Origin of the sequence: Hyella patelloides LEGE 07179 (genome assembly GCF_900659865.1) — a bacterium.
Lineage (GTDB): Bacteria > Cyanobacteriota > Cyanobacteriia > Cyanobacteriales > Xenococcaceae > Hyella > Hyella patelloides.
The window spans coordinates 22,658-47,015 of the sequence record NZ_LR213776.1; the positions used below are offsets into that span (position 1 = coordinate 22,658).

Below are 24,358 nucleotides of genomic sequence, written 5' to 3' on the forward strand. Positions count from 1 at the left end.
TAATTAACTTGCTATTGGATTACGGAGTAGTCCCAAACATGAAAATTCTACATATTAATCAATCAGATATTTCAGGAGGAGCAGGTATTGCAGGTTATCGCTTGCACCAAGGCTTATTAGATCGGAAGCTCGATTCTCGACTATTGGTAGGTCAAGCTCAAACTAAGAGCGATCGCGTAGCCACAGTTCAACGCAAACATCGTCTAGAAAATCGTCTGTTTCGCTTATCTCGTTATTTAGGACTGAACAACCTCAACCTGATTAGCAGCTTCGATATACCCAAACACCAGTTTTACCAAGAAGCCGATGTTTTAAATTTTCACAATTTACACACTGGTTATTTTAACTATCTAACAATTCCCAATCTGACCAAAAATAAACCTGCTGTGTTTACCCTCCACGATATGTGGAGTTTTACTGGTCATTGTGCTTATAGTTATGATTGCGATCGCTGGAAAAGTGGTTGTGGGCAATGTACTTATCTAGATAGTTATCCCAACGTCCAAAGAGATAACACACAGATTGAATGGAAGCTCAAAAATTGGGTTTACAGTCGCTCTAACTTGATTGTTGTCACCCTCAGTCAATGGTTGACCCAACAGGTCAAACAAAGTTTACTCAATCGCTTTCAGATTCATCATATTCCCAATGGGATTGATACTGAAGCATATCAACCGTTAGAGCGTGAATTATGTCGCAAAATACTAGATATTCCCCCCCATAGCAAAGTCTTGATGTTTGGAGCGCAAAGTCTAAGCGACTCTCGTAAAGGAGGAGATCTACTCTTAAAAGCTTTACAAGCATTACCACAATCTTTAAAAGCTGAAATCGTGCTGTTGACAATGGGTAGTAGTAGTAATCAGATTACTCAAACTGTAGGCATCAAAGCAATTAATTTAGGTTATTTAGAAAGAGATCGCTTAAAATCGGTGGCATATTCGGCTGCGGATTTATTCGTGTTTCCCACTCGTGCGGATAACTTACCCCTAGTTTTACAAGAAAGTATGGCTTGCGGTACGCCGATGGTTTCTTTCAAAGTTGGTGGTGTTCCCGATTTAGTCCGTCATAACGTTACTGGTTATTTAGCCACTCCAGAAGACACTGAAGATTTAAGTCGAGGTATCGTGCAGCTTTTAGAAGATGACGAGTTACGTCAACAAATGAGCCAAAATTGTCGAGCGATCGCACTTGCAGAATATGGAATCGAAATTCAAGTACAACGTTATGTCAACCTATATCGTCAGGCGTTGCACAATTAAAAAGCGATCGAAAATATAACAACTACTCATTATTTTTTAGTTTTAACACTCAGTACTTATTTAATCATGTTACTTGTTTCTAATATTCCTACTCTCCAAGACTTACCTGCAACACCACCAGGAAAAACAGGATGGCCCTGGACAGAGCAAAGCAAACCATTACCCGCTAAGATGCCTAATGGCTCTGATTGGCCCCGTATTAGTATTGTGACTCCTAGCTACAATCAAGGAGAATTTATTGAAAAAACAATTCGATCTATTTTGCTTCAGGGCTATCCCAACCTCGAATACATTATTCTTGATGGTGGTTCTACAGATCGAACTGTAGAGATTATTCGTAAATACGAACCTTGGCTTGACTATTGGGTAAGCGAACCAGATAAAGGGCAAAGTGATGCGATTAACAAAGGATTTAGTCGCACTAGCGGACAAATTTTAGCTTGGTTAAATAGCGATGATTATTATCTTCCTCAAGCCTTAGAAACGGCTGGTTCTTATCAATGGCAAGAAAATATTGGAGCGATTGTTGGTATTGGACATGGTGTAGATATAAAAGGAAAAATTTCAAAGACAATCCAATCTCCCGAACTAAACTTTACTGCCTTTTTAGATTGGATGGACTATTCTAATTTTTCCCAACCATCCTGTTTTTTTACAAAAAAAGCTTGGCAAGAATGCGGGCCTTTAGATGTAGAGCGTAATTATTGTATGGACGTAAAGTTATGGCTTGATATTAGTAAAAAATACAAATTTGCTCCAATAAATCAAAGTCTTTCCCATGCTTTAGTTCATCAAGGTAGTAAAACTATTGGTCAAGGACAATATAGTCGAGCAGAAACAATTTTATTACTTGCTGAGTATGGAGGAGAAGAAATTGCCAAAAAAGAGTTATTCGATTTGATGGATATGCTTACTCACTATTTATTGTTAAAAAAACGTATTCAGAAAAACCCTCTTGTGAAATATTTTCTAATGCCTATTTATCGGAAATTCCATAATTAATGAAAGGTATTTATAGAAGTAATAACATGAAAAATATTAACTTAATTCAGATTACAGAATATCTTCCTCCTCACCTTAATGGTATTGGTCATTATGCTCATAATTTAGCTCAACAATTACAGTCTCAGTACGATGTATCGACTTCTTTTATATTAATAGATAAACAAAAGAAATCATCTTTAGACAATGGCTCTGATTTTACAACTTATTACTTATCTCAACTAGCAAACTCTTTGGAAGTAGCTGTAAGTAGATTAACCGAGTTAAAAGCAGCAGAAAATAATACTATTATTTTGCACTTCGAGCGAGGTATTTACGATCGCTTTATTGACGACAAATTTTACAGAAGATATGGGTTGTCTTTTCAGTTAGCAAAAGCCATTAAAAAAATCAAAATAAAACATCCAAATACCCAAATAATTACAAATTTTCATGAGTTTCTTTATCCATCAATTTTACAACAAAGAGACTATTTACTAAGACCGTTACAAAATTATTATATGCGATCGCTACTTAAATTATCTGATACAGTAGTTTGTAGCAATCCAGTAGTCGAACAACAAATAAAACAGCTATATCCTTCAGTAAATATCAATCTTATCCCCGTTTTTTCTAATATTAAAGAGCCATCATGGGAACAACTAAAAACTAAAAGATTGGGTCATTGGGTACTTTTTGGCTCTACAGATAACTTAAAGCGTAATACAATTAATTTTATTCAACACCTACCAATAATCAAAAAACAATTACCAATTAATCAAGTTAACATTATTGGAGGTAGTTACAACCCTAGTATTATTGAGCTAGTAAAACAATTAAAAAAATCAATTATTAATGTAGATTACCATCCCAATCTTTCTAATAAAGAAGTAAGTAAATTTTTTGCTCAAGCTCAATTTTGCTATCAATATTACTTTAATACTCCTCAAGCAAAAAACCCAGGTCTAATTTTCAAATCAGGAGTTTTCGCCAATGCTTCCGCTCATGGAGTAATTTCTGTGATGGGCAATCAAGGAATAGAAACTGCTCTTAATTATTTGAATTATCCAGGTTTTATTTATATGCAAAACAATAGCTTACAAATTAATTCTCAATTCAATTTTGATTTATGGAGCAAAGAAATACATAATTGGTATCAACAATACTGTAGTTTATCTCAGGCAGCTAAAACCTTTGAGACAATAATTAAGCAAAATCTTTCTTGTCGTGCGATCAAGCAGTATGCTTCTATTTCGTAAACAATTTTCTTGATTGATATTAAGTGCGTATTTTTGATTAGCTATGATTAACACAATTAAAAAGAATCAAACTAAATTAATTCCTAAAACCTGTCATAATCGCTGGATGAGTGACAAATATAAAGAGAAATTAGTATCCGTTATTATCCCAACTTATAATCGAGAAGAATTAATTCAAGATGCGATTCAATCTGTTAGAAATCAGACCTATAGACCTCTAGAATTATTGATTATTGATGATGGCTCGACTGATAATACTAGATCGGTGATTGATCGATTTAAATCACAAACAGAGCAAGATCGAGAAATCACAATTCGTTATTTATTTCAAAAGCAAAAAGGAGCGCAAGCTGCTAGAAATTTAGGACTAATTGAATCACAAGGAGAGTATATTCAGTTTTTAGATTCAGACGATATTCTCATCAGTCAGAAAATAGAATGGGGAGTAGACCAGTTAAAAATAAACAGTTGTTCTCTGGTCTATTTTTTGACCCAAGAAACAGATCGAGATTTAAAGCCGATTCCTCACCATTTTTGTGGGAAAAATAGTTCCCAATGGCACAATGATGTTATTGATTATTTATGGCACACTTCCGCCCCACTTTATCGCAGAAGTGTTGTTAAAGAGATTGGCCCTTGGTTAGAAAATTTAAGTGGCAGTCAAGATTGGGAATATGGGGCAAGAATCAAACTTTATAAGTATCAATCATTATACGATAATCGGGTTGGTTCTTTATTTCGAGATCATCAAAACCACCGTATTAGCGTTTCAAAATTTGACTATAAGTACACTCATAGCGCAGAGTTAGCTTACGATTATATTCTTAATTTGGCTCGTCAATTAAACTATTTAGACACAAAATTGGGTTCTCGTTTTGTACGTCTGTATTTAACTAGAGCTTTAGAATTTCATCAGGCTAATTATTACCAAGAGCGAGATCGATGTTTGCGAAAAGCGTTGGAATTACCCTCCTCTAAAAATTTAGTTTGGTTTATTACTTACTTGTGTCAAATATTACCCAATAAATTTCTTTTAAACTCTATCAACAAAGCTTTAGTAATGAGGAGGACTATTAAATGAAATTTCACGCCTTACTTCCAGTCCGCGACGAAGCAGATATTATTAGACAATGTCTAGAACATCTCCTTACCTGGTGCAATGCTATCTACGTTTTCGATACAGGTAGTGTAGACAACACTTGGGAAATTGTTCGAGAAATTGCCTCTAATGACAGTCGAGTTATAACCATTTGTAAAGAACCTGTTTATTACTGTGAAACCAAGCTAAGAGGCTATATGTTTCACTACGCTCGTCAGTATATGGAACATGGAGATTGGTTTTTAAGGGTAGATGCTGATGAATTTCATCACGTACCACCACCAGAATTTATCAAAACTCAACTTCGTCCCCATGAAACAATTGTCTATCACCAATACTATGATTTTTGCTTGACAACCGAAGAAGTAGCAGCTTGGGAAAGAGGAGCAGAAACTATTAAAGACCGTCAAAAACCGATAGCAGAACGCCGTCGCTACTTTATCCCTAGTGTTTATAGTGAGCCTCGTATGTGTCGCTATCGCAGTACTATGCAATGGCCAATCAACTGCTCTTTTCCCGTCAATGCAGGGTTTGTTGCTCAAAAAAGATTGCCGATTCGTCATTACCCTAATCGCGACCCCTTACAGCTAGAACGTCGCTGTCGTCTACGAGCCATTATGATGGCAGATAAAACCAACCGCAGCAATTGGACTCAACCAGAACAACATCACTGGTCACAGGGAGATTGGCAAAAATTTATCGTTGATAGTAACGACCCGCAACTCCAGTACTGGGAAACAAATACAGAGCTACCAGTAATCAACAATACCAATCACTTAAAACCGCCTCATATTCGTATCGTACAGAGATTAGTTCATTCTTTTTGTCTGCCGATGCTCGACCGTCAGCGTCCTTCTTTTCCCGATGATGCTCGACCTCAACCCATATCTGAAGCGGTCAATCAAACTCTAATCAAAGAACTACAAATAGGATAAAAATCATGAAACTATTAACCAACGCCAAAACTGTTATTTCCAATTCCAATATGTTGAAATCTTATCAGAAATGGGTTTTTCATAAAATGATTGGTTCCGAGCCTAAAATTAATATACCCTATGGCGGTAGTGTAGGACATTTACGCCACTTTACAGAATTTTGGTCAGTGACCAACAATATTTATAAAATGACTTTGGAAAGAGAACAAAAGCTAATTGAAAAATTCTTAGAACCCGAAAAAATTGCTTTTGATATTGGAGCGAATGTAGGGGTATTTAGTTGTATGATGTCCTACACATATCCCGAAGCTTCTATTTACTCTTTTGAACCAGTTACTTCAACTTTTGAAATTTTACAATCTAACATCAAAGATAATAAATTAGACAATGTAGTTTGCGAAAATATTGCTCTTTCTAATCAATCTGGATCGTTCAACTTTATTGCTAACGAGCATAATCCTTCTCAAAATAAATTAAGTCCTGCCAATCAAACAGCTAATAATACTCTTTCTGTTCCCACAATTACTCTTGATTCTTATTGCGATCAGAAAAATATTACCGAATTGAGTTTTGTCAAGATTGATGTGGAAGGCGCAGAACTTTTAGTTTTAGAAGGAGCAAAAAATATGCTTCAAAGTAAAAAGATAGCTGCTTTATTAATCGAAGTTATTCCCCACGCTATTACTGATATGGGATTGAACATGAATAAATTATTTGACTTTATTGAGAATGTAGGTTACGAATGTCGGCAAGTAACTGACGATGGAAACATTGGCTCAAAAATAGACATGGCAACAGCACAAGATTTTAAATTAGAAAATGTTCTTTTAGTTCCTCAATTTTCCAATTAAAGTAAATTGAAACAACGGCATTTTATTGAAAAAGAATCAAGCTTTATCATGAAAAAAAAACTAATCAAAGTACATCTAGTTTGCACTGGAGTAGGAGTAATTAATAGGGGTATCGAAACTTTTGCTAGAGAATGTTTTGATGGTTTGAAAGGTGCTGATGGTTTGGATATTAAGCTTTTTAAAGGAGCAGGAGCAGAAAAAGATTGTGAATATCGCCTCTGTAATCTCTCTCGAAATAGCCAACTAGCTGATTTTTTAGGAAAGTTAATTAAGCGTAATGGCTATGTGGTCGAACAGCTATCTTCTTTTCTACCTCTTGTCGGAAAAATTATCCAAGATCGACCAGACGTTATTTTTTATAGCGAAGCAAATTTAGGTTATCAGCTTTATCATTGGCGAAATCTCATAGGTGTTCCCTATAAATTAGTCTTTTCTAATGGCGGTCCTTGTTTTCCTCCTTTTTCTCGTACCGACCACGTACAGCAAGTTGCGCCATTTTATCGAGATTTAGCTCTTAAATCTGGGGAAGCACCAGAAAAACATTCATTAGTTCCTTATGGCATTAACCTACCCCCAGGAAATCCTGTATACGATACCGCAATCAAAACCAAAATCCGACAAAAGCTCCAGCTACCACTAAATCGACCCATAGTTTTAAGTGTTGGTTGGATTAGTTCTCAACACAAACGAATGGATTACGTAGTGTCAGAAGTTGCTGCGCTACCACAACCCAGACCTTACTTAGTAATGCTAGGACACATGGATGAAAATAGTATTCCCATAGTGCAGCTAGCAGAACAAAAACTAGGAAAAGCCAACTTTACCGCACTTTCAGTTCCTTACGAACAAGTTCAAGAATATTATCAAGCAGCAGATGTTTTTGTTCTCGGTTCTTTAAAAGAAGGTTTTGGTCGAGTCTATCTTGAAGCATTAATTAACGGTTTACCTTCTATAGTTAACGATCATCCTGTAATGCGTTACGTTCTCAAAGAACAAGGAATTTTTCAAGACCTTTCTCAATCTGGAACTTTAACTCAAACTTTAGCAGAACTAATCAAGCAACCACAATCTGCTGAATCAATGATTAAACGCCGAGAGTATGTGAAAAATACTTTTAGCTGGGAAGCTTTAATTCCTGCTTATAGAAATATGTTTAATCATTGCCTCAAAACACCAGCTTATTTTTAGTAGATATTTAAATTATGACAAAGTTTCAAGATATAGGTAAACCTATTGTAATTGCCAGTCATCCTCGTTCTGGTACACACTTAACCATTGATTTATTACGAAAGCAGTTTGCAGAATGTAAGTCTTATAAAAAGCCAGGAGAACCACTAGATAGGCTTTATTTTGCTTTGGAGTCTTTTGCTTCTGTGAATAAGCCTTTACCAGAAAAAACTGCTCTCAATATATTATCTAGAGCCAAAAAACCAATTATAAAAACTCATTCAGACCCTCAATTTACTTACTTATTAAAGCAACAAAAAGAACATTGGGTTTCTTGGTTACAACAAGAAGCAGAGACTTACTATATTTGTCGAGATGGTCGTGCTGTTCTTTGTTCTCTTCATTTATTTATGCAAAGTTACGAACCCAAAACTCGATGTTCTTTTAGTGAATTTATCCGTCAACAAGAACATGGCTGTAGTCGGATCGAAAATTGGGCAAAACATATTCAAGCATGGTCAGATCTCTCTAATATCAAATTGCTACGTTTTGAAGATATTATCAAAAATCCGAATTCAATTATTACTAAAATTGGTCAGGATTTAAAATTACTTCCTTTATATCAAGAGCCATTACTACCTCAAAGGTTTAGTAATATATGGCATAGCCGTTGGGCAAGAATGACAAATTTTTATTCTGAAAGTACGGCAATTATTGGATATTATAAAAATCAAAAAGTTCAAAAATGGCAAGAAGTTTTTACTGAAGAAGACAGAAAATTATTTCATCAAGAAGCTGGTAATATATTAATCGATTTAGGATATGAAAAATCAGATTATTGGGTAAGTAAAAAGGAAATTTTAAATTTAAGTTATTAGCATTTTAGTTAAAAATATAATTGAATACCTCTTATGCGTACAGACAAATCAGAATGGCTTTGTTTTCAGTTAGGCTCAAGAGAACATTACTCAATTCCCAGAGTATTAAATGAACAAAAAATATTATCTCATTTCATTACTGATACCTGGATTATCCCCAATTCTCCTTTGAATTTACTACCTCATAAATTTTGTACTAGTTTAAGAGAAAGATTTCATCATGAATTAGCAACAGCATCCATATCTTCTTTTAACAACAATTTATTTTGGTTTGAAATCCAGCAAAAAATTAGGAGAAAATCAGGCTGGAATAAAATTATTTCTCGCAATCAGTTATTTCAAGAACAGTGTTTAAATTTTTTACGAAAGCTTGAATATAAGTATTTCCAAGATATCACTATTTTCTCTTATAGCTATACTGCTTTAGAAATTTTTCGTTGGGCAAAGAAAAGAGGTTGGCGAACTATCTTAGGACAAATAGACCCAGGAATATATGAAGAAAAAATAGTCAAACAAGAATGTTATAAATATCCTCAATATAGTAACAATTGGCAGCCAGCACCATCTCAATATTGGAAAAATTGGCAGCAAGAATGTGACCTCGCTGATACTATAGTTGTTAATTCTCAGTGGTCAGAACAAGCATTACAAAAAGTTGGAATTTCTCAGGATAAAATTAAAGTCATTCCTTTAGCTTATGCTCCCGCCAAAGCAGCTTCTGAGTTTGTGAGAACCTATCCCAAAAGCTTTAATAGCAAACGACCTTTGAAAGTGTTATTTTTAGGTCAAATTATTTTACGTAAAGGTATTGCTCAAATTGTTCAAGCAATTGAATTATTAGCAAAAGAATCAATAGAATTTTGGCTTGTTGGTTCTGTAGGAGTAAATTTACCGAACCATATTACGAATAATGGTCGGGTAAAACTTTTCGGTAAAGTTTCTCGTAGCCAAACCGCCCATTACTATCAACAAGCAGATATTTTTTTATTTCCTACTCTATCAGATGGCTTTGGTTTAACTCAGTTAGAAGCTCAAGCTTGGGGATTACCCATTATTGCTTCTAAATTTTGCGGGGAGGTAGTTAAAGACGAAGTGAACGGTCTAATTTTACCAGAACTAACAGGAGAAAGCATTGCTAAATCGCTTCAAAGATGTTTACATAATCCTGAAATACTTAATATTTTTGCTGGTAAATCTTTATCTAGAGTTACTGATTTTGATTTATCAGAATTAAAGATAAAAATACAACACATAACCTAAAAATTACACTTTTAAACTACAAATGGTAGAACTCTATTTTGGCTTATTTATTATTGCCTGTGCATTTTTAATTCTTTGGGGCTTAGTCTATTTAGAAAGAGCTTACCAATATCCATTTTTGACGGGTAGTATCTTTATTTCTTTTCTCATTCCTCAAGGATTTGCTTTATACAATAATCCCGAAGCAGTCGATACTAATGGATTAGCAAGAGTATTTTTAATGTGTTTTCTTTGTGCATTAATGTGCTTAATCGGTTATCAGCTTTCCCCAAATAATAATGTAATCAATTATTTGAATGTTAAAGTTAATGAGCAAAAGCTATTTAAAGCAGGAATTGGTTTACTGGTAATAGGAACAATCTGTAATGCAGCAATTAGATTCGTTGCTATTGAAACCGATGGACATAGTAACGGTTGGACTGGTAAAGCGACGATCTTAGTATTTTTTGGTCGGCTTACCTATATCGCATTAGCAATTTTTTTGATGGAATTACTTAAAAGACCTAGTATGCAGAACTTTGTTTTCACTGCTATTGCTGCTTATTATCCCATAAGGAGTATTGTTATTGGTGGTAGAAGGCAACCAACTATGGTATTTCTGATTATTATCGGTCTTTCTTTTTGGTTTGTCAGACGCTCCATTCCACCTAGATGGTTTTTCCTTCTGGCTATCGTTGCTATTACTTTTCTTATTCCCTTTTTGGGCTATAACCGTGATGCTTTTCAAGATATTACTGTTCAAGATTGGGAACAATTACAAACATCTTCTCAAGATTCTTTAGAATTTATAACTCAGGGGAAAGTATTAGAACTGAGAAATGCAGCAGTTTTAATGAAAGCAACATCACAAACAGGAAGATATGGCTATGGTACTGGTTATTGGGATGCAATAATCTTCCAATTTTTTCCTGGTCAAATCTTTGGTCATGAACTTAAAGATGCACTGCAACTGAGATGGGGTTTAGGGCATTTTAAACGGTTCTATGACTACTATGTGACTCCAGGCAGTACTAATACAGGAATTGGTGATGCATTTGCTGAATTTGATTATTTTGGTAGTTTGATTTTTGCTGGGATTGGTTATCTTTTCAAAAATCTTTGGATTTCTGCCAACTATTATCAAAGTGTTTTTAGTAAGTTACTTTATATTGGATTAGTTACTCCAGCAATGGTTTGTATCACTCACGGTACGCAAAGATTTTTCCAAGAAGCATTATTTCAATTTATCTTTATCGGCTTGGCAGTTCATTTTTCCCAAGAAAAAACTTTTTACAGAGCCATACCCAAGAAATCAGTAGCTTATCATGAATAAAAATATTGGTCTTTTATTTTCTAACTATGGTCCTTACCATATTGCCAGATTAGAGAGTCTGAGTAATTATCTATCAATTAAAAATTTGCAAGCTGTAGGAATAGAATTATCTCGCTCTGAGAAAAGATATCCTTGGCAAACTAAATTAGAAAATCTGACGCTACCAATTATCTCAGTAATTAAAAACTCTTCTCTAGAAGAAACAAAGCTAATTCATTTAATTAAACAATTATTAACTACTCTAAAGCAAGTTGACCCTACAGTATTAGCTATTTCTGGCTATTTTAATCCTTCAATGTTGGTCGCCCTTTTTTGGTGTCGATTGCGTAATAAGCCTGTGATTTTATTTTCCGAAACTACAGAAAGCGATTTTGAGCGAGTTTGGTGGAAAGAAACAATTAAACGCTTAATTGTCAAGCAGTTTAAGTCTGCGTTGGTAGGAGGAAAACCCCATAAACGCTATTTAATGAAATTAGGAATGCCAGAAAAGGCTATTTTTGTTGGCTATGACATTGTAGGTAATGATACTTTTCTTCCTGATGAAATACAGCATTTGCCTAAGCCTTTAGATAGACCTTTCTTTCTGACAGTTAATCGCTTTATAACTAAAAAAAATCTTCCTTTTATCATTGATTCTTACGCCAAGTATCGTCAACAAGTAGCAGATAAGGCTTGGGATTTAGTGCTTTGTGGTGATGGAGAATTACGTCCGCAAATCGAGAAACAAATTGCTGAATTAAACTTACAAACAGTAGTTCACTTACCAGGGTTTTTACAACAGGAAGAGATGCTACCCTATTTTGCTCATGCTGGTTGTTTTGTTCATGGCAGCACCACAGAACAATGGGGATTAGTGGTTAATGAAGCAATGGCTGCTGGTTTACCTGTGTTGGTATCCAATCGCTGTGGTTGTTTTGAAGATTTAATTATTGAAGGAGTTAATGGCTTTGGTTTCGATCCTGAAAATTCTCAGCAATTAACTAGTTTAATGTTAAAAATTAGTGCGGAAAGTTTTGATAAGCAAAAAATGGGAAATACTGCTTTTAAACACATTCAAGATTTTTCCCCAGATCGTTTTGCGAATGGTTTAATGCAAGCTGTTGAATATGCAACTACTCACTAATTGAATTATTGCTTAATTCGCTTTACTTACAATAGCTAATATTTTAAAAAGTAAGAATCACTCAAAATAAAAGTTATCCAAGATATGAAAATTTTATGCGTAACTCCTTATCTGGGAAAAAGCTATGGTGGAACATCAAAAGTTGTTACAGAAATAGCTCAAGAACTTGGCTCTTTTAACTGTAATATTGATTTAATTACGACAAATGCTAATGATAAGAATATATTAGATGTTTCTTTGAATACTTGGATCGATAACATCAATTATCGAGTACAATACTTTTCTTGTTGGCATCGTAGTGATTTTATTTTTAGCTTATCACTAATTAAATGGCTGTATAAAAATGTTACTAACTATGATTTAGTTCACACTAATACTATATTTTCACCTTTAATTTCGGTCGTTCATGGAATTTGTAAACTGCAAAATATTCCTTATATAGCTACTCTTCACGGAATGCTAGAACCTTGGGCATTATCCTATAAAGCAGGAAAAAAACGTTACTATTATCAGTTTCTAGAAAAACCTCTTTTAAAACAAGCTAATGCTATTCATACCTTAGCAAGTTCAGAAGCAGAAAGAGTTCAGAATCTTGGTTTATCAAAAACTATTATTATTCCCAATGGGATTCATCGCCAAGACTATCAAATTTTACCCAATTCCGATATTTTTTATCAGCAATTTCCTCACACTCGCCATAAAACACTAATTTTATTTCTTGGAAGAATCGATCCCAAAAAAGGATTAGATTTACTAGCTCCTGCTTTTGCTCAGGCTTATCAAAAGTTTCCCAATGCTCATCTAATAGTAGCAGGGCCAGATAGTATTAATTTTATGCCTACTGCAACACAATACTTTCAGGATGTAGGTTGTCAAGATGCAGTTACCTTTACGGGAATGCTCAAAGGAGATTTAAAATTAGCTGCTCTAGCTGCTGCTGATATCTATGTCGCTCCATCTTATTCTGAAGGCTTTAGTATGTCAGTTTTAGAAGGAATGGCTTCAAGTTTGCCCTGCATCATCACCACAGGTTGCAATTTTCCTGAAGCAGCAGAAGCAAAAGTAGCTCACGTAGTAGATATCGATGCTGAATCTATTACTGAAGCCTTAATTACTTGCTTGCAACAGCCTCAAGAAGCAAAAGCTATGGGAATGAAAGCCCGTCAGTTTATTTTTGATAATTATACTTGGGATATTGCTGCTAAAAAGTTAGTCAGAGTTTATCAACAAATTTTAGCTCGCCAAAACTACGCCCTTGAAAGTATCTGTAGTAATTAACTAGCGAACAGCTTTAAGCTCCAAGCTCCAGGTTCAACTCCTCCACTAAAGATAAGTGGAATAGAGCAGATTCTAACTTATAGCTAATGGCTTAAAGCTAATTTAAATATACTGATAATTAATAACAAATGACTGGGGTTCAAATTTATAGCTAAATAAGGTCATTGTGTAGCTTGCATTTACATTAGTAATAATGTAGTTGACTATTAGTTCATAAGTATTTTGGGATGCCACTACTTCTTTAATTGCTTTGACGTTCTCCTCTCCCTAAAAGAGAAGAGGATTCACTTCATCACTAAAGCGATTTCCTCTTTCGACGAGCCGACTTATTGGGTTGTGTTTCCACGACCGAACAGAGGTCATTCTCTCCAGAGGCGTTGTTGATTACCGTGCGCCCCACGGTATCTGATAGTTGTTTCAAGCTAGATTTAAGAATATTTCTAGCTGCGTTTTCGTCCCTGTCAGCAATATAGGAACAGCTATTACAGCAGTGTGTTCTGGTACTCAGGGTTTTAATAACTGGCTCGCCACAATTAGAACAATTAATACTGGTATAGCTTGGGTTAATTGCAATCACAGGTACTCCATAAACTACCCCAAAGTACTCTAACCATTCTCGGAACTTGCGCCAGCTAGCGTCATTAATTGACTTGGCTAATTGATGATTTTTAACCATGTTACGCACCTGTAGGTTTTCAATCGCTAATAAATCGCTAGATTTTATGACGCGCTGGGCTAACTTACATACCCAATCGTTACGTCTGCGTGAAACCGATAAATGCGCTCTACCTAATCTATTTCTGGCTTTAACTCGGTTTTGGCTTTTCTTTTGAGTGCGAGATAGACGACGTTGAAGCTTTTTGAGCTTGCGTTCATCTTTTCTCAAAAACCGAGGATTGTCTATTTTTTCCCCGAAATTATCAGTGTAGAAATGGTTCAAACCCACATCTAAATCTCGTTCTACTCCTGTTAACTCTTTATCTATCCTCCTGTCTACATCAATTAAAAACTGGGCGTAATAGCCATCACATCTTCTAATTACTCTAACTCGTTTGATTTGATTGAGTTGATAAAAATGCAGATCGCGAGTTCCCCAAAGCTGAAAATTACCTGCTTTAAAACCATCAGTGAATTTCAAATAGCGTCGGCATTCAGATAGTTTCCAACCACTGGTCTTGTATTCTACCGATGCTCGTACTTGATATTTGGCAAACTTAGGAAAACCTTTCTTTCCTTTAATTTTGGCTTGACAATTGCGATAAAAACGTTCGATGGATGCCCAGGCTCTTTCGGCATGAGCTTGTCTTGCCATTGAATTCAGCTTTTTCGCCCAAGGAAACGACCGATTGTCTGCCAACACCTTGCAATATTTATAAGCACCGTTACGGCTTTTTACCTGTCGATCTATCCAAGCTCGAATTAGAGAATTGCGAACAAAGCGACCAGTACGAATAGCCTCATCTAGCTTTCCATACTGTTCTTTTGTTCCTTCTAGTTTCGCCTCGTAGACAATCATTTTTATCGTTTAAGCTCACGATAAGATTTTACCATAATTAGTGATTCGCTTATATCACAAGGGGCTGTCTCCTGTGGTTTTCCCAGGAGTTTACATTGTCCTCGAATGGGGATACGCCCCGTCGCCCTGAGAAGGACGGTACTTTACGCTCAAATGCGGTAAATTAGATTAAGGAAGAAGGCAGATAACTCGCTATGACTATTGAGCAAGCATTGGCTTTAGTGGATCGAGTAATTTACGATCGCACTGGTAAACCTCTTAACGATCTCCAAGCTACTATCTTGCGAGAAGTTTGGCAAGGAAAAAAGTATTTAGAAATTGCTGATATTTATGGCTGTACTGAGGGACACGCTAAGGATGCGGGTTATCTTTTATGGAAAATGTTATCGAAAGCTTGGGGAGTCAGGATTAATAAAAATAATTTTCGTACAGCTATTAAAAAGCGTTTAAAATCAACAGTTCCTCATCTTCCTCGGTTAGTAAATTCTCAAATTAAAGCTGCTGTTACTGCGCCAACATTAAATAAGATTCTAGAAGATAGTAATTTTCTCGGTCGTCAACAAGCAATTACTGATTTAACTACTTTAGTTAATCAGGGAAATAAAATAATTGTTATTCAAGGACAGGGTGGTATTGGAAAAACTACTCTGGCAAAAAAGTATTTAGCTACTCAAGAGTTTGACCTTATTTTAGAGTTTCTGATGGCTAAAGAAACCGTAAATATTACTTCTGTGGAAAGCTTAGTAGAAGAGTGGTTAAAGCGGGATTTTCAAGAAGAACCTGGTCAAGAATTTGGTGTTACTTTGGCAAGGCTAAAAAGGCATCTAGAAAAACGCAAAGTAGGAATTTTAATTGATAATTTAGAACCTGCTTTAAGTAAAGATGGTCTGTTAATTACTGAACAAAGAAACTATATCGAATTATTACGTATTTTAGCTGATATTAATGTTAAATCTGTTACTTTAATTACTAGTCGCGATCGCTTTTGTGAATCGGACATTAATTTATCCCATTATCGTTTATCAGGACTAAGTTCAACTGCTTGGCAACAGTTTTTTACGATTAATCAAGTACCAATTAATAAATCTATTCTTCAAGAAATGCATCATATTTATGGTGGTAATGCCAAGGCGATGGGAATCTTATGCGGTGTAATCCAAGAAGATTTTACAGCAGATATAAATACGTATTGGCAGGAAAACTCTAACGACCCTTTAATAGAAATTAATTTGAAAAATCTGGTTACCAGTCAATTTAATCGCTTACAAAAATTAGACTCTCAAGCATACTTATTACTATGTCGTTTAGGTTGTTATCGCTATCAAGATGTACCTACTATCTCTAAAGCAGGATTATTATCTTTACTTTGGGATGTTCAAGTAGATAATAAAAATCGCATTATTGAATCTCTTCGTAATCGCTCTTTAATCGAATTTTCTCAAGGAAACTATTGGCTGCATCCCGTAATTAAAGCAGAGTCTTTATCTCGTTTAGCTTCTACAGAATGGCAACAAATCAATCAAAGAATTGCTCAATTTTATATAGAAAGCGTGAGCCAGATTACAACTATTCAAGATGGTTTAACAGCCCTTGAAGCTTATCATCATTATTTTACAATTGCTGATTTTACCCAAGCAGGAAAAGTAATTTTATTTAGTCGTCCCAATCAATGGGGACAGCATTTAACCCTTGGTACTAACTTATATCGTCTTGGTTTATCACAACCTTTGTTAAAAGCAATCACCCAAATTATAGATCGTATTGAAGAGCCAAAAATTTATAGTGAACTTAATAATATTTTAGGGGACTTATATTGGATTAGCGGTCAAGTAAAAAAAGCGATCGCTTGTCAACAATCTACTATTACAACAGCAACTAATTATCTTAACAAGATTACCATTGCACCATATAATAAGCAAAGTATTTACTACTGGAAAATGCTTCGGGTAGATTCTTTACTAAGTATTGGCTTATATAATGTTGATTTGTGGCAACTAGAAGAAGCTGCAACTTTTTTTCAGGAAGTAATTACTATCGCCCAAAATACCAGACATCATCCTTGGGCAGAAAAAGCGGATATTTGTTTAGCATTAGTCCATTCCTATTTAGGACAAACAGAAATAGCCAGAACTACTGCCCAAAAATTTATTCAACTAATTAACCACGACCCAAATAAAATCTATAATACAGGTCGCTTTGCTTACTTTATGCAAATTTTAGGACAAACCCTAATTAACCTGCAACAATATAATTCAGCCCAAGAAATCTTAGAAAAAGCGATCGCTTTTTGTCAAGAAAGTCATTATATTCAAATTAAAGCCAAAGCCCTAACTTGTCTAGCTAAGATTCAAGCACAAACAAATAATTTCATCGCAGCAAATCAATATCATCTAGAAGCAATTCAACTTTTAGAAAATATCGGTGCAAAATGCGATCTCGCTGAAGCCTACTATCAATATGCTCTAACCCTACAACAATTTGAAAAGATAACAGAAAGTAAAACCTACTCCCAAAACGCTATCAAACTATTCCAACAAATAGAAGCTCCGAAGAAAATAGCCAAAATTTTAGCAAATCTGTCGTAAGTTATAGATTATCCTGATATTTTTTATTTTATGGAAAATTGAACCACTAATCATGGATAATAAAATTTGTACAAAATAAAATTTTTAAACTGAGATGTTCTGTTGTAGACAATACTTATCGCAATATTAGACTAGACATTGCCCATCTTACTGATGGTTTTTGAGCGATAACTTTTTTTCAATAAATAGAAATCTTTAAACATACAGCAAAATCTACAACGAACAACGAACGACTAGTAACTAACTAAATAAAATGGTTCCTTTAAAAGACGAAAACCCAATTAAGATTACTCCTTATGTCACCTATACCTTAATCGCCATTAACATAATTGTTTTTATTTACGAACTTAGTTTAAATCCCTCTCAACTAGAAACCTTGTTTCACTACTTTGCTGTTGTACCCCTAGAATTAACCGTAAATCTAGGCGGTGCTGCAACTTATCAACCAGTACCAGAACTTGCTACCCTAATTACCTGTCAATTTCTCCATGCTAGTATTGCCCATATCGCTTTTAATATGCTCTTCTTGTGGATATTTGGGAACAATGTCGAAGAACAATTAGGTAGCAGCAAATACTTAGTTTTTTATCTTTCTTGTGGCGCACTTGCAGCCTTATCCCAATGGTTTTTCTCCGCTACCTCTGATGTTCCCTCTTTAGGTGCTAGTGGTGCAATCGCAGGAGTTATGGGCGCATATATTTTAAAATTCCCCCAAGCTAAAATTGTGACTCTCGTACCTTTGGGCTTTTTCTTCCCCATCTTTCGTATTCCCGCTATTTACTTTCTTGGTTTTTGGTTTCTCGAACAAGCATTCAATGGTATTGCTTCTCTAGAAGTACCCGTCAATGTCGGAATGGAAAGTGGTGGTGTTGCTTATTGGGCGCACGCAGGAGGCTTTGTCTTTGGTGCTATCCTCGCCCCCATGTTAGGATTATTTTCCTCAAGGGATGAAGGATGAAGTCAGAAGTCAGAAGTCAGAAGTCAGAAGTCAGAAGTCAGAAGTCAGAAGTAGCGAGTAATGAGCCACCAACAACTAACAACTAACCACTAACCACTAACCACTAACCACCAACCACTAACCAAAATAATGCTTGCCAAAAGAATTTTACCCTGTCTTGATGTCAAAGCTGGACGAGTAGTCAAAGGGATTAACTTTGTCGATCTCAAAGATGCTGGCGACCCTGTAGAATTAGCAAAAGTATATAATGATGCGGGAGCAGATGAATTAGTCTTTTTAGATATTACTGCTACCCACGAAGATCGCAATATTATTCTCGATGTTGTTTATAATACCGCCGAACAAGTGTTTATTCCCCTTACCGTAGGGGGTGGGATTCAATCCACAGAAGATATTAAAAAATTATTAAGAGCAGGAGCAGACAAAGTTAGTATCAACTCTGCTGCGGTGCGTAACCCAGACTTAATTAATCGTGGAGCTGATCGCTTTGGTAGACAATGTATAGTAGTAGCGATCGATGCTAGAAGGCGTAATGACTCTAGTAACCCTGGCTGGGATGTTTTTGTTCGTGGCGGTAGAGAAAACACGGGCTTAGACGCTATTACCTGGGCAAAAGAGGTCACCAAAAGAGGCGCAGGCGAACTATTGGTAACCAGTATGGATGCAGATGGTACTCAAGCAGGATACGATTTAGAGCTTACTCGTACTATTGCCGAACAAGTAGAGATACCTGTTATCGCTTCAGGAGGCGCAGGTAACTCTCAGCACATTTATGAAGCCTTTAGCAAAGGCAAAGCCGAAGCAGCCCTTTTGGCTTCTTTACTGCATTACGGACAATTAAGCGTCGCAGAAATTAAAAAATATTTGCAACAGCATCAAGTTCCTGTGCGTATCAGCTAACAAACATTCTTTAGTAAAGTTTAAGTTCTAGAAAATATCCTCACAATTAGCAAAATTGTGTACTAGAATAAATAAGATTTTACATTTCGTAAAAATGCTGATTCCGATTCTCATATTTGATGTTGCTCTTGTAGCCTGGTCTTTGCACCTAATGCAAGAAGCTTTAGACTTACAAGAATTTTCTCTGATGCTGGCAGGTACTTTAGTGGCAGCTTCGGCTGGTGCCATGTTAGTAGTCTATTTTTTGATGGGTCACTGCTTGAGCCACTTGATATAGTTGATTAATTTTCTTCGCAAAAATTCATTAAGTTACAAGAAAAAAATTTATCAATAGACTTTTTGTTTTAATGTATCTTGGATTCAAAAAATCTAGGTATAAAGCCAGGAAACTAACAGCTAAGGTAAATGAAAAAGTAAGTAACTCTAGGTTAGATTTTCTACACAAGCTATCACTTTGACTTAGTAAATATATACTAAAAAAGTCGCTGTGGGGTATTTTTACCTCGTGATTAGAATGCGAGTATCAATTTAGCTCGCTATGCGGACGGCTTGTCCTTGGACGAAGGGGGTTTAAATAGACCAAGGTTAATGCACCTTAACTAAAAACTTAAGATAAAAGCCCCGTTGCTACTATGAAACAAGAAGTAAAAAGTGTCTAATCTAGCTTGTCTAGGTTCGTCTATTATTTCTATTCATGAAGCAGAGTGGAGAAACTATTAGTCAAGGAAGTAGACGTAAAAAATCCACAACCGAGCAAGTCTCAGGAAAATGATAATCTCCAGTATAGACGGCGGGAATTGTCAAATGATGTATTTGAACAAGATTTAGTATGAAAACACGCTGTACGTTTCAATCATCAAATATTACTCTTTCCTATTTACAATGGAATCGAGGTAAAGAGCCTTTACTACTATTGCATGGCATGGCTGACTTAAATTTAGTCTGGTCTAGTCTGGGAGAATTTTTAGCAGAAAAGTATCATATTGTTGCACCAGATTTACGGGGACATGGAGAAAGCAGTAAGCCGAAAACTGGTTATTGCTGTCAAGATATTATTAATGATTTGGAAGCTTTAATGGACGAGTTGGGATGGGAAAACGCGCACATTCTCGGTCATTCTTGGGGTGGTAAAATAGCTGCATTATGGGCTAATAATCATCCTCAGCGTTTTCGCAGTCTGATTTTAGTCGATCCTTTTTATGTTGGTAAGTTACCCAGTTGGTTAAAAATCACCTTCCCTTTACTATATCGAGTATTGCCTTTTTTACAAGGAATGAAGCCCTATCCTAGTTACGAAGCAGCAGAAGCAGCAGCTAAAGAATTGAAACAATATCAAGGATGGAGTGATTTGCAGCAAAAGGTTTTTCAAGCCAGTATTGAAAAGAAAGCTGATGGGACATGGAGAAGTAAGTTTCCAGTGGCAGCCAGAGATGGTATTTTTGATGATGTGATGACTGTTGCTAGCTTCACTAAACAAGTTGATGTGCCGACTCTACTCATAAAACTTGATGCAGGACTCAATCGCAGTCAATGGCAATTTAAACCCTATTATCAATATCTTTCTCATCTAGAAGTTCGAGAAATTTCTGGTAATCATTGGGCTTTTTTAACCAACCCTGAAATATTTAATCAAACAATTCAAAATTACTTAACGTCAGTTCGACCTAAGACAATTTAGCATGGGAGCATGATTTTTAAAACCACAAAAAAAAGATCGCATCTAGATGCGATCTTTTATAATCTATAAAGAAAGATTAATTTTTAGCCTTGACCACTCATTGCTTTAGCTAATTCTTCAGCCACTTTAGGACGAGAGAATTGTGGAGGAGGAGTTTTACCTTCTCTTAGCATTGCACGAACCTTAGTTCCAGATAGGTGAATACGTTCTTCCTTAGTTGCAGGACTGGTTTTAGCAGTCGCCATTTGTTCGGTGCGAGTGCAATAGAAAGCGTGTTCAAATTTTAAAGGAGTAATACCTAACTCTTCTGGTTTAAACTGACTAAATATTTCCTGAGCGTCATAAGTACCATAGTAATCCCCTACCCCCGCGTGGTCGCGTCCTACGATAAAGTGAGTACAACCATAGTTTTTACGAATTAAAGCGTGGAAGATTGCTTCACGAGGACCTGCATAACGCATTGCAGAAGGGTTAATTGCTAAAATAACGCGGTCTTGAGGAAAATAGTTTTCCATCATAATTTCGTAGCAGCGCATCCGCACATCCGCAGGGATATCATCGCTTTTAGTTGCACCAACCAAAGGATGTAGAAATAAACCATCAACAATCTCTAAAGCACATTTAATAATGTATTCGTGAGCGCGGTGAATGGGGTTACGAGTTTGGAAACCCACAACTGTTCTCCAGCCTTTGTCACGGAATATTGCTCTGGATGCTGCGGGGTCAATTTGATACGTAGGAAATAAAAGATGAGCTTCTCTTTCTAATAACCAAACTGGACCTGCTAGGTTAACAGCACCTTGTTCATAAACTACTTTTACCCCAGGATGCTTATCTTCATCAGTGCGATAAACATTAACCGCTTCATGGGTTTTATTATAAGTATATTTTTCAGTTAATTCTAAAACACCAATAAATTTACCTTCAGGATTGTCTAAACGAATTAGGCTACCTTCTTTTAGAGGTGCTGCAACTTCTTCGGAAACAGATAAAGTAACAGGTACAGACCAAACAGTACCATCAGCCATCCGCATATCATCAACGACACCTTGATAGTCTGCTTCTCCCATAAAACCACTGATGGGGCTAAAACCACCAATAGCAATCATGACTAAATCAGAAGTTGCTCTTTTATCCAATTGAACTTTAGGTAAAGAGTCTGCTTGAGCTAAAAATTCTGCTTTTTGTTCTTCTGTAACAATGCGATTAATTAGTGTGCCACCGTGGGGGGCAATTGTATCTGTAATTACACTCATATTCATGTATTTAGCTGCGAGCAACAATCCTAACAAACTATTCTTATATTGTGATGTCTCTTAACATACATCGGCAAATTATTGCCTATGCACGATCTGACAACAGGATAGCTGTTAACTTATGTTAAGTAAACCATACTTTAGTTCCTTAAACCAGATTTAAAAGCCAATGAATCGTCATTCTTTTGTGAAGTTTTTGTCAATCATTTGTCTGTCTTTACTATTTTTTAGTAACTGCGTCCCTTATGCTTTAGCTTTAGGTGGAACACAACCACCAGTTAATGAACCAGCACCAGAGTTTACCCTTCCTACTAATACAGGGGATGGGGAAATTTCTTTAAATGATTATCAGGGTAAGTGGGTGGTTTTGTATTTCTATCCCCAAGACTTTACCTCTGGTTGTACCGTTGAAGCTCGTCGTTTTCAACAAGATTTAGCGGAATATGAAGCTAGAGATGCTCAAATTTTAGGGGTAAGTGTTGATGATGTTGATTCTCACCGCGAGTTTTGCGATGCAGAGGGTCTCAAGTTTCCCCTTCTGGCTGATACTGATGGTAATGTTAGTAAAGCCTATGGCTCTTGGTTAGGCTCAATGTCTTTGCGTCATACCTATTTAATTGACCCTAATGGTGTTTTACAAAAGGTGTATTTAGGAGTAAGACCTAATACCCACAGTCAAGAAGTATTAGCCGATTTAGATAGCTTTCAAAATTCTTAATTGAAATTAGATAAAGTCACAGATTACTCCGCCGTAAAACGACGGAGACGGCACGTGACCGTTGGTTAAAGTAGGGTGGGATATGTCTCGCCCTACAATTGTAAGGTGTTTTTTATTGATTTCTTGAGTTAATGCTTCTTGAGTTAATACACTATTATAGTGATTCCAAATAAAAACCTTATACTTGACTGTTCAGGCGTTCCCTGTTCAGGCGTTCCCTCGAACCATTAAACTTAATGTAAGGAAATTAATTGGAACGACTATACTTTTTAATCACGATCGCAAATTAGATTGTTTTTAACTATGGTGGAATTCTTTGTCTATTCTTAATTTTCTTGGCTATGATAGTAGACATCAAATTAAATGATGGGTTTTACCTTCAAAAATAAGAGCAACAATTGTGATTAATCAGTTGATTCAAGCATTTAAGCCTAAAAGCTCTAATGTTACTATTAGTGTCAGCTTTGATAATAAATACTTAGACTATGGAAAAATCTTACTAAATTCTCTTATCAAAAATTCTCCAGATGTCAAAGTTGTAGTGTTAGCAATTAACATACCAGAGAATGACCTAAAAAAGTTTGCTGAGATCGAGAATATTAAAGTAATTCATGAGAACAAAAATTTTCTCCATGCTTATGAGCAACGTCTATACGTTACTACAAGAAGAATTTTTTTGATTAACGAGCTTAGACAAGATAGTTCTACTGAAAATCTTCTTCAATTAGATGCCGATGCAATTGTCAAAAGAAATCTCAACAGATTTGGTACTCTCTTTCAGCAAGGAGATTTCTGTATTTTTGCTCGACCTAAAATGAAGCATGAAGCTTTAAGGTTGACAATGAACGTACTCGGTTTATCTAATTCTTCTGTGGCTAAAGAACTAACTCAAGAGTGGGTTAAACAACTTTGGAAAATTCTTGAAGAACCACAACAAAGCAAGTATATCGATCAGCTAACCCTATGGAAAGCTTATGAAAAAGTAAATCAAGAGTATGGAGTAAAGTTGGTTAATTTAGGTACTCCTTGGATTGGTAGTTCAAGAAATACTATTATCAGAACATTCTATGCAACAAAAAATGCTAAAGGCGATCGAAAACTCTTGAAAGAACTTAATAAATTTACAGAAAATTACCTGAAAGAAGCACCTAGTAATGCACCTGCAAAGCCTGAAGAAACAGAGGTTTTCTTGACAAGAAGTTTACTTAGCGAACATTTTGAAAAATTTGGTTTGAGTGCCTCATAAGCTTTGTATCTAAAATCTATAGTGATTCCAAATAAAAACCTTATACTTGACTGTTCAGGCGTTCCCTGTTCAGGCGTTCCCTCGAACCATTAAACTTAA

Annotated in this window: 21 protein-coding genes; 19 read left to right on the forward strand and 2 right to left on the reverse strand. The window is 35.8% G+C overall.

Annotated elements, in window-relative coordinates:
• Positions 1-38 precede the first annotated feature (38 nt).
• From H1P_RS03065 to H1P_RS03120, 12 genes are all read left to right on the forward strand, one after another.
• A complete protein-coding gene (locus H1P_RS03065) occupies positions 39-1,259 on the forward strand; it encodes a glycosyltransferase family 4 protein (RefSeq protein ID WP_144864031.1) in 1,221 nt (406 codons plus the stop codon).
• Positions 1,260-1,325: 66 nt separating this feature from the next.
• A complete protein-coding gene (locus H1P_RS03070) occupies positions 1,326-2,261 on the forward strand; it encodes a glycosyltransferase family 2 protein (RefSeq protein ID WP_144864033.1) in 936 nt (311 codons plus the stop codon).
• Positions 2,262-2,287: 26 nt separating this feature from the next.
• On the forward strand, positions 2,288-3,499 hold the full coding sequence (locus H1P_RS03075) for a glycosyltransferase family protein (protein ID WP_144864035.1): 1,212 nt from the start codon (positions 2,288-2,290) through the stop codon (positions 3,497-3,499).
• A gap of 43 nt (positions 3,500-3,542) precedes the next feature.
• Entirely contained in the window at positions 3,543-4,580 is a 1,038-nt protein-coding gene (locus H1P_RS03080) for a glycosyltransferase family 2 protein (RefSeq protein ID WP_144864037.1), read from the forward strand.
• Positions 4,577-5,533, forward strand: a complete 957-nt coding sequence (locus H1P_RS03085; protein WP_144864039.1) for a glycosyltransferase family 2 protein — start codon at positions 4,577-4,579, stop codon at positions 5,531-5,533. Before H1P_RS03080 ends, H1P_RS03085 begins: the two co-directional genes overlap by 4 nt.
• 5 nt (positions 5,534-5,538) lie before the next feature.
• Positions 5,539-6,384, forward strand: a complete 846-nt coding sequence (locus tag H1P_RS03090; RefSeq protein ID WP_144864040.1) for an FkbM family methyltransferase — start codon at positions 5,539-5,541, stop codon at positions 6,382-6,384.
• A 48-nt stretch (positions 6,385-6,432) separates the two neighbouring features.
• Positions 6,433-7,572 (forward strand): glycosyltransferase family 4 protein, encoded by a 1,140-nt coding sequence (locus H1P_RS03095; protein WP_144864042.1) that lies wholly within the window; start codon positions 6,433-6,435, stop codon positions 7,570-7,572.
• 14 nt (positions 7,573-7,586) lie between these two features.
• Entirely contained in the window at positions 7,587-8,429 is an 843-nt protein-coding gene (locus H1P_RS03100) for a sulfotransferase domain-containing protein (RefSeq protein WP_144864044.1), read from the forward strand.
• A 33-nt stretch (positions 8,430-8,462) separates the two neighbouring features.
• Complete coding sequence (locus H1P_RS03105; protein WP_144864046.1) at positions 8,463-9,689, forward strand: glycosyltransferase family 4 protein; 1,227 nt, start codon at positions 8,463-8,465, stop codon at positions 9,687-9,689.
• A gap of 22 nt (positions 9,690-9,711) precedes the next feature.
• Positions 9,712-11,001, forward strand: coding sequence for a hypothetical protein (locus H1P_RS03110; RefSeq protein WP_144864049.1), 1,290 nt, complete (start codon positions 9,712-9,714; stop codon positions 10,999-11,001).
• On the forward strand, positions 10,994-12,124 hold the full coding sequence (locus tag H1P_RS03115; protein ID WP_144864051.1) for a glycosyltransferase: 1,131 nt from the start codon (positions 10,994-10,996) through the stop codon (positions 12,122-12,124). The genes H1P_RS03110 and H1P_RS03115 overlap by 8 nt, the downstream gene beginning before the upstream one ends.
• 84 nt (positions 12,125-12,208) lie before the next feature.
• Positions 12,209-13,402 carry a glycosyltransferase gene (locus tag H1P_RS03120; RefSeq protein WP_144864053.1) on the forward strand — a complete coding sequence of 398 codons (1,194 nt, stop codon included), beginning with the start codon at positions 12,209-12,211 and terminating at the stop codon, positions 13,400-13,402.
• 295 nt (positions 13,403-13,697) lie between these two features.
• On the opposite strand, the gene H1P_RS03125 is transcribed toward H1P_RS03120, so the two are convergent.
• Positions 13,698-14,918: an RNA-guided endonuclease InsQ/TnpB family protein gene (locus H1P_RS03125; protein WP_144864055.1), complete on the reverse strand. Its 1,221-nt coding sequence runs from the start codon at positions 14,916-14,918 to the stop codon at positions 13,698-13,700.
• Between the two features lie 194 nt (positions 14,919-15,112).
• Between H1P_RS03125 and H1P_RS03130 the strand changes: the two genes are divergently transcribed.
• The 5 genes from H1P_RS03130 to H1P_RS03150 all read left to right on the forward strand — a co-directional run bounded on the left by H1P_RS03130 (position 15,113) and on the right by H1P_RS03150 (position 21,039).
• The gene (locus H1P_RS03130) at positions 15,113-17,503 is read left to right on the forward strand and encodes a helix-turn-helix domain-containing protein (protein WP_144864058.1); all 2,391 of its coding nucleotides are present in this window, start codon (positions 15,113-15,115) and stop codon (positions 17,501-17,503) included.
• A gap of 253 nt (positions 17,504-17,756) precedes the next feature.
• A complete protein-coding gene (locus H1P_RS03135; protein WP_144864060.1) occupies positions 17,757-18,461 on the forward strand; it encodes a rhomboid family intramembrane serine protease in 705 nt (234 codons plus the stop codon).
• A 129-nt stretch (positions 18,462-18,590) separates the two neighbouring features.
• Positions 18,591-19,361, forward strand: a complete 771-nt coding sequence (hisF, locus tag H1P_RS03140) for an imidazole glycerol phosphate synthase subunit HisF (RefSeq protein WP_144864062.1) — start codon at positions 18,591-18,593, stop codon at positions 19,359-19,361.
• Between the two features lie 94 nt (positions 19,362-19,455).
• The gene (locus H1P_RS03145) at positions 19,456-19,638 is read left to right on the forward strand and encodes a hypothetical protein (protein WP_144864064.1); all 183 of its coding nucleotides are present in this window, start codon (positions 19,456-19,458) and stop codon (positions 19,636-19,638) included.
• A gap of 552 nt (positions 19,639-20,190) precedes the next feature.
• Entirely contained in the window at positions 20,191-21,039 is an 849-nt protein-coding gene (locus H1P_RS03150; protein ID WP_144864066.1) for an alpha/beta fold hydrolase, read from the forward strand.
• Between the two features lie 83 nt (positions 21,040-21,122).
• Here the strand turns inward: H1P_RS03150 and sat are convergent, their stop codons facing one another.
• On the reverse strand, positions 21,123-22,295 hold the full coding sequence (sat, locus tag H1P_RS03155; protein ID WP_144864068.1) for a sulfate adenylyltransferase: 1,173 nt from the start codon (positions 22,293-22,295) through the stop codon (positions 21,123-21,125).
• Positions 22,296-22,464: 169 nt separating this feature from the next.
• Here sat and H1P_RS03160 point away from each other — a divergent pair, with 169 nt between their 5' ends.
• Positions 22,465-23,013, forward strand: coding sequence for a peroxiredoxin (locus H1P_RS03160; RefSeq protein WP_144864069.1), 549 nt, complete (start codon positions 22,465-22,467; stop codon positions 23,011-23,013).
• Between the two features lie 400 nt (positions 23,014-23,413).
• Positions 23,414-24,259, forward strand: coding sequence for a glycosyltransferase family protein (locus H1P_RS03165; RefSeq protein ID WP_144864072.1), 846 nt, complete (start codon positions 23,414-23,416; stop codon positions 24,257-24,259).
• Positions 24,260-24,358: the final 99 nt, after the last annotated feature.

Excerpts from the sequence above, each read along its gene's own strand:
- H1P_RS03135 (WP_144864060.1), top strand. The coding sequence starts at position 17,757 with ATGGTTCCTTTAAAAGACGAAAACCCAATTAAGATTACTCCTTATGTC.
- H1P_RS03100 (WP_144864044.1), top strand. The coding sequence starts at position 7,587 with ATGACAAAGTTTCAAGATATAGGTAAACCTATTGTAATTGCCAGTCAT.
- H1P_RS03110 (WP_144864049.1), top strand. The coding sequence starts at position 9,712 with ATGGTAGAACTCTATTTTGGCTTATTTATTATTGCCTGTGCATTTTTA.
- H1P_RS03090 (WP_144864040.1), top strand. The coding sequence starts at position 5,539 with ATGAAACTATTAACCAACGCCAAAACTGTTATTTCCAATTCCAATATG.
- H1P_RS03130 (WP_144864058.1), top strand. The coding sequence starts at position 15,113 with ATGACTATTGAGCAAGCATTGGCTTTAGTGGATCGAGTAATTTACGAT.
- H1P_RS03075 (WP_144864035.1), top strand. The coding sequence starts at position 2,288 with ATGAAAAATATTAACTTAATTCAGATTACAGAATATCTTCCTCCTCAC.
- H1P_RS03160 (WP_144864069.1), top strand. The coding sequence starts at position 22,465 with ATGAATCGTCATTCTTTTGTGAAGTTTTTGTCAATCATTTGTCTGTCT.
- H1P_RS03070 (WP_144864033.1), top strand. The coding sequence starts at position 1,326 with ATGTTACTTGTTTCTAATATTCCTACTCTCCAAGACTTACCTGCAACA.
- H1P_RS03115 (WP_144864051.1), top strand. The coding sequence starts at position 10,994 with ATGAATAAAAATATTGGTCTTTTATTTTCTAACTATGGTCCTTACCAT.
- H1P_RS03150 (WP_144864066.1), top strand. The coding sequence starts at position 20,191 with ATGAAAACACGCTGTACGTTTCAATCATCAAATATTACTCTTTCCTAT.
- hisF (WP_144864062.1), top strand. The coding sequence starts at position 18,591 with ATGCTTGCCAAAAGAATTTTACCCTGTCTTGATGTCAAAGCTGGACGA.
- H1P_RS03095 (WP_144864042.1), top strand. The coding sequence starts at position 6,433 with ATGAAAAAAAAACTAATCAAAGTACATCTAGTTTGCACTGGAGTAGGA.
- H1P_RS03065 (WP_144864031.1), top strand. The coding sequence starts at position 39 with ATGAAAATTCTACATATTAATCAATCAGATATTTCAGGAGGAGCAGGT.
- H1P_RS03145 (WP_144864064.1), top strand. The coding sequence starts at position 19,456 with ATGCTGATTCCGATTCTCATATTTGATGTTGCTCTTGTAGCCTGGTCT.
- H1P_RS03120 (WP_144864053.1), top strand. The coding sequence starts at position 12,209 with ATGAAAATTTTATGCGTAACTCCTTATCTGGGAAAAAGCTATGGTGGA.
- H1P_RS03105 (WP_144864046.1), top strand. The coding sequence starts at position 8,463 with ATGCGTACAGACAAATCAGAATGGCTTTGTTTTCAGTTAGGCTCAAGA.
- H1P_RS03085 (WP_144864039.1), top strand. The coding sequence starts at position 4,577 with ATGAAATTTCACGCCTTACTTCCAGTCCGCGACGAAGCAGATATTATT.
- sat (WP_144864068.1), bottom strand. The coding sequence starts at position 22,295 with ATGAGTGTAATTACAGATACAATTGCCCCCCACGGTGGCACACTAATT.
- H1P_RS03125 (WP_144864055.1), bottom strand. The coding sequence starts at position 14,918 with ATGATTGTCTACGAGGCGAAACTAGAAGGAACAAAAGAACAGTATGGA.
- H1P_RS03080 (WP_144864037.1), top strand. The coding sequence starts at position 3,543 with ATGATTAACACAATTAAAAAGAATCAAACTAAATTAATTCCTAAAACC.